This window comes from Aquirufa sp. ROCK2-A2 (assembly GCF_054558485.1).
Map to the genome: position 1 here is coordinate 90,653 of NZ_JBPXKA010000004.1, position 13,603 is coordinate 104,255.

Sequence of the window (13,603 nt, forward strand, 5' to 3'; positions counted from 1 at the left end):
AAGGGCTTAATTTTACTCCTTAAAGCCCAAAGCCCGTGCAAGTAAGAGCAAAAAAGAATTTAGGACAACATTTTTTAAATGATTTAGACGCTGCCCAGCGAATCGTCAATGGATTACAGCCCAACGGTGCTTATCAAAAAGTGTTAGAGATTGGGCCAGGTATGGGAGTTTTGACACAATATTTAGTCAAAAAAACTGATTACGAAACGCATTTAATTGAAATTGACACCGAATCGGTACGCTATTTGCGAAAAAATTATTTGGAATTTACAGGCCCTCGACTGATTGAGGGTGATTTTTTACGAACTCCTTTAGAAAACATTTTTGGGGATGAAAAATTTGCCATCGTTGGCAACTTCCCTTATTTCATTTCAACCCAAATATTTTTTCATGTCTTGGACTACAAAGATCAATGTGTGGAGGTAGTTGGAATGTTGCAAAAAGAAGTTGCGGTTCGTTTGGCTGCCAAACCGGGAAACAAAGATTACGGTATTTTAAGTGTTCTTTTACAAGCCTATTATGACATAGAATATTTATTTTCATTAGGACCCGAGGTATTCACACCACCACCAAAAGTAAATTCTGGTGTCATTCGTTTGGTCAGAAATTGGGATAAAAAATTAGCTTGTGACCCTAAAAAATTCAAGGCATTGGTTAAAATGGCTTTTAATCAAAGAAGAAAAACCCTCCGAAATGCCTTAAGAGCTTTGCAATTACCAGAGCATGAATTGTTAAATAAACGTGCCGAGCAGCTTGGAGTGGCCGAATTTACGGTTCTAACAGAACTTTGGAAAGAGCAAGGTTATGTGGGTAATTAATCGTAAATTGCGGACAAATTAAATTCCCCCTCAATCATGGAAGTAGCCAACAAACAACACCTTCCGTTTGAACTGACCAAAGAGTTCCTAGAGGAAATCCGAATTTTGATTGAATCAAAATCGGAGGAAGATTTATTACTCAAAATCGAAGATTTATTCCCTGCCGACATTTCAGCCATATTAGATGAATTGTTGGGTGAGGAAGCGAAATATTTAATTCAATTACTTGATCCGAAAATTGCAGCGGAAATCATTTCCACCTTAGATTCAGATGATCGGAAAAAATTCTTAAAAAATTTCAACTCCAAAGAAATTGCTGTTTACATCAATGTGATTGATTCAGATGATGCAGTGGATATTCTTAACGAACAACCCGTTCGAATTAGAGAAGAGGTAATTGCCTTATTAAAAGATAGAGAACAAGCTCGATTTATCATTGATTTAATGCATTATGATGAAGATTGTGCAGGCGGATTGATGCAAAAGGAGTTAATCAAAATTAATGTCAAACAAACTGTTACGGAGTGTGTAGAAGAAATTCGCCGACAAGCGGAAGATGTGGAAAAGGTGTATTCTGTTTATGTGGTGGATGATGATGGTTTATTACTAGGAACTGTATCTTTGAAAAAAATCATTTTAGCGAAAAGAGGCTCTAAGATTCAAGACGTCTACGAAGCAGATGAAATCGTTTCCGTTCAAACGTATATTCCTGGGGAAGAAGTGGCAGATTTAATGCAAAAATACGATTTAGAGGCTATTCCTGTGGTTAATATCCAAGGTCGCTTATTAGGCAGAATCACCATTGATGACGTGGTCGATTTTATTACCGAATCAGCCCAAGAAGACATTCAGGTCATGGCGGGTATTTCAGAAGACGTAGAAGAAGATGACTCCATTTGGCTATTGGTACGTTCGCGTTTACCTTGGTTAATAGGCGGAATGGTTGGGAGTTTTTTAGCTGCAAAAATCATTGATCGATTTGATTCGACCATTGCGATAATTCCTGCCATATCAGCTTTCATTCCATTGATTGGATCAACAGGAGGCAATGTAGGAATTCAGTCGTCTTCATTAATTGTACAAAGTTTAGCCGATAAAAGTGGTTTAGATACAACCTTAGGCAAAAGACTTCAAAAAGTTATCATCGTGGCATTTATCAATGCTTTGATTGCTGCTATTTTCGCTTTTGGTTGTTCCATGTTGATTGATAATGGAGCCATCATGCTCTCTATTACCGTTTCTCTTTCCCTTTTTGCGGTGGTAATGCTTGCCTCTTTGATGGGAACTTTAACACCTTTGGCATTAGATAAATTAAACATAAACCCAGCCATAGCAAGTGGCCCTTTTATCACCACAACCAACGATATATTGGGTTATGGTGTTTATTTTTTAATTGTCTATTTCCTTTTAGGCTAAGATGTTAGTGGTCATCCAAAGAGTTTCGGAAGCACAATTAAGCATTGATGGACTAATCTATTCACGCATCAATCAAGGTTTTGTTATCCTCTTAGGAATTCATGAAAGTGATGATTTGTCAGATGTGGAGTATCTAGCCAAAAAAATAATTGGTTTACGCATATTTGCAGATGAAAACGATAAAATGAATTTAGACATTTCGACCGTCGATGGGGAAATTTTATTGGTGAGTCAGTTTACTTTATTTGCTCAAACTAAAAAAGGAAACCGTCCTAGTTTCATTGAAGCAGCCAAACCAGAAAAGGCTATTCCCTTGTACGAATCAATGATACAAACTTTAACAGATCAACTGGGTAAAGGTATTCAAACAGGTAAATTTGGAGCAGATATGAAAGTCCAATTATGCAATGATGGACCTGTGACCATCATAATCGATTCTAAAAACCCTTGATATGAGCATAGAAGAAGCACAAAAGATCGTAGACAAATGGATCCAAGAAGTGGGAGTTCGTTATTTCAATGAATTAACCAATATGGCCATGTTAACTGAGGAAGTCGGCGAAGTAGCCAGAATCGTTGCTAGAAGATATGGAGAACAATCGGAAAAAGAATCGGACAAAAATAAGGACCTAGGGGATGAAATGGCGGATGTATTATTTGTTTTGATTTGTTTAGCGAATCAAACAGGAGTTAATTTGGAAGAAGCCATGATTCGAAATTTACAAAAGAAGACAGAAAGAGATTTTGATCGACATAAGAACAATCCAAAACTTACCTTATGAAAATTGCAATTTTAGACGGATTCACCTTGTTTCAACATGATATTGATTGGAATTCACTTTCCGATTCGGATGAAATTCTATATTTCGATCGAACAGATGCGAAGCATATTCCTCTAAATATATTAAATGCCGATGTACTAATCACGAATAAATTTTTGCTCAACGAGAGTAATTTAAACCTCTTTAATCAAGTAAAATTAATCGTTGTTTCTGCGACAGGATATAATTGTGTCGATGTTCAAGCATGTAAATCGAGAGGAATTCAAGTTTCCAATGTACCCAACTATGGTACCTTTTCAGTGGCCCAACATGCCTTAGCCATGTTATTAAATTGGAGTAATTTCGTTGACATACATCAAGAATCGGTCAAAAATGGCGATTGGGTAAAATCCAAGGATTGGTGTTATACCGTAAAGCCTTTGATCGAATGGCAAGGAAAAAATTTGGGCATTATTGGTATGGGGAATATTGGCAAATGTTTTGCTCAAATGGCTGCTAGCCTAGGAATGAATGTCTACTATCATCATACGAAGGATTTAGGAATCCCCAATTACCAGTACGTTTCAAAGGAGGAATTGGCAAAAATTTCTGATGTTATCAGTCTGCATTGTCCACTCAATCCAACTACAGATAAATTAATCAATAAAGATTTTTTGGCATTCATGAAACCGAATTCCATTCTAATCAATACATCTAGAGGTGGATTAATTCAATCAGAAGATTTAGCTGTTGCTGTTCAAAATAAACAAATAGCAGGAGCATTGTTGGATGTCTTAGAAGTGGAACCACCCATTGCCAATCATCCGCTTATCGGCATTGAAGGAATTCACATAACGCCTCATATCGCTTGGATTAGTTTTGAGGCAAGAAGTAGAATCTTGAAAACCATGCAAGATGTATTATATGGATTTAAAACAGGAAAAAAAATATGTGAAGTATAATTCCTTCAATACAGCCTTTAATCATAGCAAATTTAGATTGGGATAAATAAAATTTATTTATACTTTTGCGATGAAATTAACCCTAATAAAAATGAGCAATAGGCATACTAACCAGCTAATTTTCCATTATCACCTTCGTATTCTTTTTAGTTTAACCCGCAAAATGCTGTCCTAGTATCGTTAATGATAAAATGGAGTCTAGCAACCATTCAAACGGGGCGTATTCTGAAAAGCCATATGAGTAAGAACCAATTAAAATTCCAACAAAATGAAAATGTTAAAACCACTACTATTTGCTACTTTACTTTTCAGTAGCTTCATGGCAACTGCCCAAGAATTCAAAATAGTAACCATTGTAGAATCCATTGTACCGATGGGTTTAGGCCGATCAAGAATTATTGAAACTCAAGGTAAAGCGGATGTGAATGCATTAACTACCTTTAGAGAGGGCAATAAATCAAGCCAGGGAAATGTAGACCGCGATGATATCAAGGAAATGGGCGAGAATATGAAAGAAACTAAATTGTTGAATTTTTACAGTTTGGTAGGTATCAATTTTGGAAATATCGCTTCTAATGATGCAGTTATTGCAGCCAAAATCAATGAAGTCATTAAAGAAGGTTGGACAGTCGCATTTATCACGAGTGGCGTAGAATCGGATGCGGGTGATAAAGACGGAAAAGGACTTTTCATCACAAGAATTTACTTTACTAAAAAATAATCTACCTATTTAGTAACTAGGGAAAAACTCCCTAGTTACTATTTTCTTTTCTCAATTTGACTTTTCTCAATCATATGTCCCATATTTTTACCTTCTGATTGGTTAGGAACATATGGAGTCACAATGGAAATTTGATCCAATAGAGGATTTAATTTTTGAATCAAAGGATGACGAACATCAAATTCGGTTTGTCCTGAAATCTGTTTATACTCCTCTTCTGAAATATCTACATGTTGATTATTTTTATTACTAAATGAAGCCACATGGCTCAATTTATCGCCACCTAGTTTACCGCCTTCCCAACTTACCACTGTCCCACCGTGTGCCCAATTAAATCCAGAAATGGTAAAATTTTTGGTATTAATTTTTTCAACTTCCGTCAAAGTCATACCAAGTTCTAAACCAGTTTCCGTTTTCCAATCTGATTTTTCACCCATAATTGTGACGTCAATGATTTGGTCATTATGGTAAAATACCAAAACTTGATTATTGGATTTAGGATACAAAATCGTTCCGCTCAAACTATCATCTCCCATTACAATGATTGTATCAGCTATTAAGTTTTCCACTCCAAACTTATTTTTCAATCCAGGTAAATCCTTGCAATTAAGCACTTCATTTAGGTTTTTTGACGCCTGAGATGCACTTTTTTGAGAATTTTCAGAACAAGATAAAGCAATGATTGCCAACAAGGAAAGTAGTATATGTTTCATTTTAGGGGGGTATTAATGCCTAAATTTAGCTATTTCGGCACGTAAAAAAAAATTTAGAAATTTTATAAAAAGTTGCAAAATCACAATTTGAGGTAAAATTCCACACACTACTTTTGCGTATAGATATCAGCGTTACCACATGAAGATATCAACAAAATAAATACAACCACAATTTTATACAACCACAAAAATGAAAAAAGTTATTTTTACCATCCTTGGATTATCATTGTTTCAATTTGCAAATGCTCAAAAACAATATCAATTTCGAATTGGTGTTGAATTAGGTCAAGCCATCCCAACCGTAGGATCCGCAAATACCTTATTTGCCGTTGAAGCAAAATATAATCTAAAGAACAATTTAAGTGTAGGATTAAGAGAAATCCTAACCACTGGCGCTAGTACCAATTCCGCTTTCCTATTAACAAGCGATTATTATTTCCACAAATCAGGTAATAAAATTGCTCCATTCGTAGGATTAGGTGTTGGACCTTATCTTCCGGGAATCATCAAACCATCTAAAGATGCATTCCAATATGAAATTACGGACAAGGATAACACGATACGTTTAGACGGTACCGTTAGAGCAGGATTTGAATTCAGCAAATTTCGTTTTACAACTGAATACAATTTTGTTCCTTCAGCTAGCGAAAAAAATTACTTAAACGTTTCTATCGGAGTGTTCCTTGATGGAGGAAGATGGAAATAAGCCTAAACACTACTCTCAATTATTTAATACTTTGCCAAAATTTGAATTTAACAACCACTATTGATAAATAATAACCACTAAACTTCTGGCACCATGTGCTCCAATTACCAAAGATTGCTCAATATCAGCCGTTTTGGAAGGTCCAGATAAAAATAAACCAAAACCTGAACTCGCCTTTTCTATTTTCAAATAAGCCTCGTGCAAATGAGCAACTAAATTTACCGCTTTCAAATGGATCACTAAATGCTGACAAATAAAAGGGGCCACCCGATGAGGAAAATCATCATCATTTAGCCAAATAGCCCCATTCTCAGCCACACCAAACTGTCCATTGATTTCCAAAACTTCCACCTCAGCTAAACTCAATCCATCTTCAACTTTCTCAACCGATTGATAACGAAGTACCTGAGGAAATAACTTATCCAGAGCATCATTGGCTTCTTCGACAGTTTTTACCTCCAGATAATGAGCTCCTACTGTTTTTAAGGACGCTATAAACGTCTGGTACTTATCTTTCTTACTATCCAATTCATAGGTCTGAGGTAAATCTTTTTTTTCGACATTTACCTTCGCGATGGCCTGCAATATTTCTGATCTACTACTCATTTCCGATTCGATTTAACCCATTCCTGAAAACTTTGTTTCGGTACTTCCGGCATTTCTCTTTGTTTATACCAAGGATTTAAACCATTGTTGATGGCAAAAGGAAATACCTTCATGGTACTTCTCAATACCTTACCAAGAAGCTGATAAATTTTGGGATGCGCCAAAACCCAAGCCATTCCTTGCATACTTATTTTTTTGGACAAAGGAGATAAACCATCTTTCATTAAATCTTGTCTCCAAAACCAAAGTTGTTCATGAATGTTGATTTTTACTGGACAAACGTTTGAACAGCTTCCACAAAGCGTACTAGCAAAAGGTAAATCAACATTCGCTTTTTTATCAAAATTAGGTGCCAAAATTGACCCAATTGGTCCAGCAACTGGCTGATGATAACTATGTCCGCCACTCCGACGATACACCGGACAGGTATTAAAACAAGCTGCACAACGGATACATTTCAAAGAATTCCGATATTCATCTTGTGCCAATTGTCGTGTTCTACCATTATCCAATAAGACAATATGCATTTTTTGGCCCTGACGTGGCTTAGCAAAATGGCTCGAATACGTGGTAATCAATTGTCCGGTAGCACTTCTAGCCAACAATCTCAAAAACACACTTAAATCTTCTCTACGAGGAATAACCTTTTCAATTCCCATGCAAGCAATGTGTACATCTGCTAAATGTGCACCCATATCTGCATTCCCCTCATTGGTACAAACCACAAATTCACCCGTATCCGCAACGGCGAAATTAACGCCCGTAATAGCCAATTTGGATGCTAAAAACTTTTCACGCAAATGCTGACGAGCCGCTTCCGTTAAAAATTGAGGATCTTTATTGCCTTTTGGAGTTCCCAAATGTTGATGAAAAGTTTCTCCAACATCTTCTTTTTTCAAATGTATAGCAGGCAAAACAATGTGACTTGGTGCTTCATTTCTAAATTGAACAATTCGTTCTCCTAAATCAGTATCAACTACATCAATCCCATTTTTCAATAAATAATCGTTCAAATGACATTCTTCTGTCAGCATTGATTTGCTCTTCACAATGGTTTGAACCTGCTGTTCTTTTGCAATCGCTAAAACAATTTGGTTTAATTCAGCAGCATCTTTGGCCCAATGAACTTCTATACCATTGGCCTGAGCATTGGATTCGAATTGAATCAATAATTCACTTAAATTAGCTAAGGTATAATCTTTTATATCAGAGGCTTGATTTCTCAAGCGCTCCCAATCCTCTACATTTTTACTAGCAACATCTCTTTTTGAGCGAACAAACCACAATGTTTCATCATGCCAATTGGTTCTTTCCTCATCAGCAATAAATTTCTCGGAAGCCTCTGAATGACTAAGCATGTGAATTTAATATTTCAACAATGTGAATAACTTTAATAGGAGAATTTTGACGACGCAAAATACCTTCCATGTGCATTAAACAGGAGGTGTCTGTCCCTGTTATGTAATCGATTTCATTGTTAGCATGTTCCTGAATTCGGTCTTTACCCATTTTAACTGAAACAGCTTCTTCTGACACACAAAATGTTCCACCAAAACCACAGCATTCATCCGATCTTTTGGGATAAACCCATTGCATATCTTTCACCAAATCCAATAAATTAGATACTTTGGTATAGGATGGTGCATTTAATTCTGACATCGAACTTAACCCTAAACCTCTTTGTCCATGGCAACTTTGATGTAAACCAACTTTAAACGGAAAAGTTGCCTCCAAGGATGTAATTTTTAGGACATCCGATAAAAACTCACAAATTTCAAAAACTGAATTTCTGATTTTTTCGGAAGGGTGGTGCTCTTTGATATGTAAAATACAAGACCCTGACGGTCCGACGATATAATCAAAACCTTCAAAATTTTGTGAAAAATTGGTATCACAGCCTTCCGTTGTATTGGCGAAACCTGAATTTGCCATCGGTTGACCGCAACATGTTTGATTTTCAGGAATGATCACCTCACAACCCAATTTTTCCAACAATTCCAAACTCGCAATGGCGACTTGCGGATAAAATTGATCAATATAACAAGGTACAAATAAGGCTACACGCATGGTAAAAACCTTTTTAATTGAACTAAATCCGAGGGAATTTCTTTTTCATTCCAAGTGGAATGAATGGCTAATGCTGCACCTAATGCACTTGCCTGAGCCACTTCGGCACCATAAACCTCCAATCCTTCGAATGTATTAGCTAAGAAATTCATATAAATTTGATTATGACTAAATCCACCATCTACTAAAATTTTAGAAACCGGTTTTGTGTCAAATACCAATCGCAAAGAATAAATTTGTTGAACCATCAAATCTACCATTAATTGGTGATATGCCTCTTCAAAAGTCAAAAATTGCGACAAATCTCTTTGATCAAATCCTGAATTCAAGAGAAATGGCATATTGGATTTTTGTAAATCGGGCATGGTCTTTTTCAATTGTTCCTGAAAAATGGCAAGCCATTTTGAATCATATGCCACATTTCTATGTGATTTTGCGGGCAATGAATAATGTTTCGCCAAACGTTTCGTTTGAATTTCATGCTCATTACCTGCAAACAAACGCGAAGCTTTTACCGGTTTTCCATCCATTTGCATAAAACAAAGCACATCATTTTGAAGCTCCACATCCGTTAATAAGGTATCATTAAATGGATGAAGAGAAATACACCAAGTACCTGTCGACAATAAAATAAACTCTTCCTTTACTGTCTTCAAATAAGGAAACAAAGCAGAAGAAGAATCATGTAAACCGACACCAACAGGAATTTGTGCACCAGGAATGGCCATAGGAAAAGATTGTGTTCCTTCAACTAACTGTGGTAATTTTTCTGAAATTTTTTCTTGGTAGACCCAACGATGGTAATCATTTTTACTAAAATCCCATAATTGGGTATGACAACCAATCGAAGTTAATTCAGCAACATATTTTTTGGAAAATAATGAAGACAAAAAATTAGGCCAATGTAGAACCCATTTGATTTCATTCCATTTTTCAGGCTTCAAATACTTGATCGAATAAACCTGCATACCTGAATTCAAATGCCCCAACACGGGTGAAGCAGTTTCCTGAGCAACAACTGCCTCCGCACCATAAGTAGCATAATAGTTCGAAGAAAGAGATTCAGGAAATGGCTTTAGGTAATTATATAAGGGCAAATTGGCATCACCATGTTGATCTACATAAACGATACTCGCACCATATGCGGAAAAATTCAAGGCTTTTACTTCGAAATCGATTAACTGATTTACCTCCTCAAACGTTGATAAAACCCAATGGATAACGGAGGATAAATTCTCTGTTTGGAATCCATCTTCATCCATTATCTCTTCAAAATTTTCCGATTTTTCAAAAACAATTTGATAATCCTGATCCCATAAAAACACCTTTTTGTTGGTTTTACCAATATCAAATACGGCAATAACTGGAGTTTTCATGTCATCCAAATTTATGAATTATAAACCTGTAGCTTGCGTTTTTTCGCCTCTTACTTTGATTAATTCCGCCCGAATATGTTCGTTTCTGAACAAAGAAATAGGTTGTAGAGCACCCCCTAATTCCAATCTAGCTTGCGCAACCAAAGGTCTCAAATCTGTTCTAAAGGCTGTTTGCAAAATCTCCTGGCATGCTACCACATCATTTGCTTCACGAGCAGCCTCCAAAGCAGAACGATCAACCATAAGAGCTTGTGCATAAGCCAATTGAATAGCCTCCACTGATTGCAATAAGTCTTCCAATGGATCTTTGACATTATGAGAAGCATCAATCATCCAACCCAAATCCGATGCATGATTCATACCTCGAACGTCCATCCCCTCTACCAATTCATTGAAAATCAAAAATAATTGATAGGGTTTAATTGATCCAGCCGTTAAATCATCATCACCATATTTGGAATCATTGAAATGAAAACCTCCCAATTTACCTTCCATCAAAAGCAAAGCGACAATTTGTTCAATATTCGCATTCGGTAAATGATGACCTAAATCCACTAAAGTAAATGCTTTTTCGCCTAATTTATTCACCATGGAATAGGATTGACCCCAATCGCCCACGGTAGTGGAATAAAAATTAGGTTCATAGGCTTTATATTCTAAAAACAACTTCCAATCACTTGGTAACGCTGCATAAATTTCTTGTAAGCTATCAACAGTTCGCTGATAGGCTTGTCTAAAATTCAATTGCCCTGGAAAACAAGATCCATCTGATAACCAAACTGTTAATGATTTTGATCCTAATTCAATCCCTTGTTGAATGACTTCAATATTGTGTTGAATTGCTTGCTTTCTCGTAGCAAAATTAGTATGTTGTAGAGAGCCAAATTTATAAGAATGAGCCTGCTCTGCTTGATCTTGAAACGTATTTGAATTAACAGCATCAAAAGCTAAACCATGTTGCGCTGCTAAATTTCGAATTTTAGCAGGATCTTGAGGAATATCCCAAGGAATATGCAAAGAAATCGCTCCAGATGATTGATTTAAGGCATGTAAAAGTCCAACATCTTCAATTTTCTCCTCTAAATTTCTAGGCTCACCACCAGCTGAAAATCGACCAAAGCGAGTCCCTCCTGTTCCTAAGGCCCAAGAAGGAATAGCAATTTGAAAATCTTTTAATTTCTGTAGTAAATCACTTGGTACGGCAACCTCCGATTGCAAAAATGCCAACTTTCTCTCGTGAGAACCAATCAATTGACTATTATGACTACTTAGTTTATCTTGTAAATTCATGGTTTCAATGGGTAATTAACGTAAAAATCCTGCTGCCACTCCTCCATCAACATTCAAGGCATTTCCTGTTGATTTACCTAATAATCCACCAACAAAAGCAAAACAGGCATTCGCGATATCCTCAGGCAAAATGGATTCATTCAATAAAGTACGTTTGGCATAAAAGGCTGGTAACTCTTCTACTTTAATTCCATATGCTTTCGCGCGTCCTTCCGCCCAACCGCCAGCCCAAATATTGGAATCAGCAATAACAGCGTCGGGATTCACGGTATTTACACGGATATGATCAGGGCCTAATTCGGCAGCTAATAAACGAGTAAAATGAGCTTGGGCTGCTTTCGCAGAACCATAACCCACATTATTCGGGCCAGCGACAAAGGCATTTTTCGAAACAATATTGACAATATCACCGCCTAAACTTTGTTGGCGCATCACCGCTACAGCCGCCTGACTCACGATAAATTGACCTTTCACTAAAATATCGTACAATTTATCCCAATCAGACATCGTATGTTCCAATATACCTTTTGAAATACTTATACCTGCGTTATTTACGACTAAATCTACTCCGCCAAAAGCAAGTGAAGTGGCGGCAATGGCATCATGAATTGAATCAACGCTTGTTACGTCTGCAATTGTGGTAGCGACGGAATCTTTTCCAAACAAGGCAATAAACTCAGCGGAAGCCTCCTGCAGACGATCTGGATTTACATCATTTAACATGACACAAGCACCTTCCTGCGCCATTTTCTTGGCAATTGCTTTACCAATACCGCCTGCACTACCAGTTACAAAAGCGACACGGCCAGACAAAGGTTTTGGTTTTGGCATTCTTTGTAATTTAGCCTCCTCCAATAACCAATATTCAATATCAAAAGCCTCTTGACGAGGAAGTGAGGTATATTTAGAAATGGCCTCCGCCCCTCTCATCACGTTGATCGCATTCAAATAAAATTCATTTGCAACCCGAGAGGTTTGTTTGTCCTTGGCAAATGTGAACATTCCAACACCTGGATAAAGAATGACCACTGGGTTAGGGTCACGCATGGCCGGACTATTCGCTCTTTTGCAAGTCGAATGATAATCAGAATACATGGCACGATAGGCCTCAAATTCAGGCAGCAAAGCAGCTTTAATGGCATCTAAATCAGATAAATCTTGATCTGGACTTAATTTCAACACCAATGGTGAAATTTTTGTTCTTAAAAAGTGATCCGGACAAGAAGTTCCCAAAGGGGCTAAAACATCTATATCATTGGAATTAATGAATTGTAATATTCGCACATCATCCGAAAAATGTCCAATCATTTGAACATATGATGAACAAAAACCTCTTAAAATCGGAGCAATTTTAGCAGCTTGTTTTTTTCTATTTTCAGCATCTAAGCTAGTCACGCGTTGACCACCAAAAACCGGTCTATTTTTTCCTTCATTTTGAGCAATGTATTCCGCACATTTTTCAATAATGTCCAAGGTATTTAAATAACAATCATAAGATGTATCGCCCCATGTAAATAATCCATGTGAACCCAACATGATACCTTTCAGCTGAATACCTTTATCAGCCGCCTTTTGAAGGCAAGCACGAAGCTGTAAGCCTAAATCAAAGCCAGGACGTTGCCAAGGCACCCAACCAATTTGACCTTCAAATAAATCCTCTGTAATTTTTTCACCATCTGCCGCAGCTGCTATGGCAATCGCCGCATCAGGATGAAGGTGATCAATGTGTTTGAATGGCAAAAAACCATGCAAAGGTGTATCAATGGAAGGGGCTTTTGAATTTAAATCAAAAATACAATGATTGAATAATTCCACCATTTCATCCTCATGCGCTAAGCCACGATAGACCTTTTCCAAATTTTGTAAACGTTCCAAATACAAAGCCGCACATCCCGATTTTTTCAAGGTACCAATATCTCCTCCAGACCCTTTAATCCACATTACCTCGGTATCTTCTCCTGTCAAATGATCCTTATCGATGATTTTAACAGATGTATTTCCTCCACCATAATTGGTGATTCGTAAATCTGCTCCTAGTATGTTTGAACGATAGATGAACAAATCTACCTCATTGCCTTTCAAAGCGTTAGCTTTTTCATCGTCCCATAAATAGGAAACATGCTTGTAAGTTCTTGACATTGCTTCTTTTTTTTAACAAAAATAATCC

14 protein-coding genes are annotated in these 13,603 nt (G+C 36.9%); 7 read left to right on the plus strand and 7 right to left on the minus strand.

Going from position 1 to position 13,603, the window contains the following annotated elements; genetic code table 11:
- Nucleotides 1–35: 35 nt before the first annotated feature.
- The 6 genes from rsmA to V7S76_RS07850 all read left to right on the plus strand — a co-directional run bounded on the left by rsmA (nt 36) and on the right by V7S76_RS07850 (nt 4,678).
- Entirely contained in the window at nt 36–818 is a 783-nt protein-coding gene (rsmA, locus tag V7S76_RS07825; RefSeq protein ID WP_459509513.1) for a 16S rRNA (adenine(1518)-N(6)/adenine(1519)-N(6))-dimethyltransferase RsmA, read from the plus strand.
- 36 nt (nt 819–854) lie between these two features.
- Nucleotides 855–2,234, plus strand: a complete 1,380-nt coding sequence (gene mgtE, locus V7S76_RS07830) for a magnesium transporter (RefSeq protein ID WP_459509515.1) — start codon at nt 855–857, stop codon at nt 2,232–2,234.
- A gap of 1 nt (nt 2,235) precedes the next feature.
- On the plus strand, nt 2,236–2,685 hold the full coding sequence (dtd, locus tag V7S76_RS07835; protein WP_459509517.1) for a D-aminoacyl-tRNA deacylase: 450 nt from the start codon (nt 2,236–2,238) through the stop codon (nt 2,683–2,685).
- A 1-nt stretch (nt 2,686) separates the two neighbouring features.
- Complete coding sequence (locus V7S76_RS07840) at nt 2,687–3,016, plus strand: nucleotide pyrophosphohydrolase (protein ID WP_459509518.1); 330 nt, start codon at nt 2,687–2,689, stop codon at nt 3,014–3,016.
- Nucleotides 3,013–3,957: an NAD(P)-dependent oxidoreductase gene (locus V7S76_RS07845; RefSeq protein ID WP_459509519.1), complete on the plus strand. Its 945-nt coding sequence runs from the start codon at nt 3,013–3,015 to the stop codon at nt 3,955–3,957. The genes V7S76_RS07840 and V7S76_RS07845 overlap by 4 nt, the downstream gene beginning before the upstream one ends.
- Before the next feature lie 268 nt (nt 3,958–4,225).
- Complete coding sequence (locus V7S76_RS07850) at nt 4,226–4,678, plus strand: hypothetical protein (RefSeq protein ID WP_459509520.1); 453 nt, start codon at nt 4,226–4,228, stop codon at nt 4,676–4,678.
- A gap of 38 nt (nt 4,679–4,716) precedes the next feature.
- Here the strand turns inward: V7S76_RS07850 and V7S76_RS07855 are convergent, their stop codons facing one another.
- Nucleotides 4,717–5,391 (minus strand): hypothetical protein, encoded by a 675-nt coding sequence (locus V7S76_RS07855; protein WP_459509521.1) that lies wholly within the window; start codon nt 5,389–5,391, stop codon nt 4,717–4,719.
- A 190-nt stretch (nt 5,392–5,581) separates the two neighbouring features.
- Between V7S76_RS07855 and V7S76_RS07860 the strand changes: the two genes are divergently transcribed.
- Complete coding sequence (locus V7S76_RS07860; RefSeq protein WP_459509522.1) at nt 5,582–6,097, plus strand: hypothetical protein; 516 nt, start codon at nt 5,582–5,584, stop codon at nt 6,095–6,097.
- A 57-nt stretch (nt 6,098–6,154) separates the two neighbouring features.
- On the opposite strand, the gene V7S76_RS07865 is transcribed toward V7S76_RS07860, so the two are convergent.
- The 6 genes from V7S76_RS07865 to V7S76_RS07890 are packed head-to-tail and all read right to left on the minus strand — an operon-like array spanning nt 6,155 to nt 13,575.
- Nucleotides 6,155–6,703: a LutC/YkgG family protein gene (locus tag V7S76_RS07865; protein WP_459509523.1), complete on the minus strand. Its 549-nt coding sequence runs from the start codon at nt 6,701–6,703 to the stop codon at nt 6,155–6,157.
- Nucleotides 6,700–8,061: a lactate utilization protein B gene (locus tag V7S76_RS07870; RefSeq protein ID WP_459509524.1), complete on the minus strand. Its 1,362-nt coding sequence runs from the start codon at nt 8,059–8,061 to the stop codon at nt 6,700–6,702. The genes V7S76_RS07865 and V7S76_RS07870 overlap by 4 nt, the downstream gene beginning before the upstream one ends.
- Nucleotides 8,054–8,770 carry a (Fe-S)-binding protein gene (locus V7S76_RS07875; RefSeq protein ID WP_459509525.1) on the minus strand — a complete coding sequence of 239 codons (717 nt, stop codon included), beginning with the start codon at nt 8,768–8,770 and terminating at the stop codon, nt 8,054–8,056. The genes V7S76_RS07870 and V7S76_RS07875 overlap by 8 nt, the downstream gene beginning before the upstream one ends.
- Nucleotides 8,761–10,146 (minus strand): FGGY-family carbohydrate kinase, encoded by a 1,386-nt coding sequence (locus V7S76_RS07880; RefSeq protein WP_459509526.1) that lies wholly within the window; start codon nt 10,144–10,146, stop codon nt 8,761–8,763. The genes V7S76_RS07875 and V7S76_RS07880 overlap by 10 nt, the downstream gene beginning before the upstream one ends.
- Before the next feature lie 18 nt (nt 10,147–10,164).
- On the minus strand, nt 10,165–11,436 hold the full coding sequence (locus tag V7S76_RS07885; RefSeq protein ID WP_459509527.1) for a TIM barrel protein: 1,272 nt from the start codon (nt 11,434–11,436) through the stop codon (nt 10,165–10,167).
- Between the two features lie 15 nt (nt 11,437–11,451).
- Nucleotides 11,452–13,575 (minus strand): bifunctional aldolase/short-chain dehydrogenase, encoded by a 2,124-nt coding sequence (locus tag V7S76_RS07890; RefSeq protein WP_459509528.1) that lies wholly within the window; start codon nt 13,573–13,575, stop codon nt 11,452–11,454.
- Nucleotides 13,576–13,603: the final 28 nt, after the last annotated feature.